Origin of the sequence: Streptomyces tricolor (assembly GCF_002155905.1) — a bacterium.
In the GTDB taxonomy this organism is placed as follows: Bacteria; Actinomycetota; Actinomycetes; order Streptomycetales; family Streptomycetaceae; genus Streptomyces; species Streptomyces tricolor.
Window position 1 is genome coordinate 1 of the sequence record NZ_MUMF01000876.1, and the last position, 525, is coordinate 525.

The 525-nt window shown below is 72.3% G+C and carries 1 pseudogene; it reads left to right on the forward strand.

The annotated features are described in order from the left end of the window. A pseudogene (locus tag CCN44_RS41040) lies at positions 1–456 on the forward strand (MHYT domain-containing protein); the annotation flags it as partial. Between the last annotated feature and the right edge of the window lie 69 nt (positions 457–525).

Here is a 525-nt window from a genome sequence, read left to right on the forward strand (position 1 = left end):
TGCCGCTGACCATCCTCAGCCTCCTCGTCGCCATGGTCGTCGTCTGTGCCGGCGTCTTCGCCGTCGGCTACAGCCGCGACCGGGCCCGCGCACTCCTCCTCGGCGGACTCACCACCGGACTGGGTGTCGCCAGCATGCACTACCTGGGCATGGCGGCGGTCCGGCTGCACGGTGACGTCAGCTACGACCCCGTTCTCGTCGGGCTGTCGGTGCTGATCGCCGTGGTCGCGGCGACCGCGGCCCTGTGGGCCGGGCTCAACATCACCTCACCCCTCGCGGTCACCGTCGCCTCCCTCGTCATGGGAGCGGCCGTCAGCAGCATGCACTACNNCCCTCGCCGTCGGCCTCGGGTCCTACCTGTTCATCACGTCGGCCTTCGTCGCCCTCTCGCCCACCGCCGGCGAACGCCAGGCATCCGCCTCCGCCCAGCGGCCCGTCGAGAGCGTCGCCCGCTAGCGGGACCCCGGACCGAACGCACCGCCCACGTCCCGAGCGAGGAGGCCATGCGCCCACCCCGTACCACCC